1 protein-coding gene is annotated in these 242 nt (G+C 72.7%); it reads left to right on the forward strand.

Translation table 11 applies throughout. The features are described from left to right. The coding region (locus tag ACZ3GY_RS24695) for an iron-sulfur binding domain-containing protein (RefSeq protein WP_498056008.1) at positions 1 to 242 on the forward strand (242 nt) is incomplete at both ends.

The raw sequence follows: 242 nt of genomic DNA on the forward strand, positions 1-242 counted from the left end.
TCGCCCGCATGACGGCCGAGCTGCCCTCTGACATCGGCGAAGCCGCGATCGTGAACGCCGCCGCGATGGAGCTCGGGGCGATCGTGTGCACCGCACGGGCGCCGAAGTGCGGCATCTGTCCCCTCGCGGACCGGTGCGCGTGGCGGGCAGCCGGGTATCCGGCATCCGAGGATCGCCGCCGACGCCAAGCGAAGTACGAGGGCAGCGACCGCCAAGCCCGCGGCGCGGTGCTGAAGGTGCTG

The sequence above is a fragment of the Pseudomonas sp. PME37.24/006 genome (genome assembly GCF_055556635.1).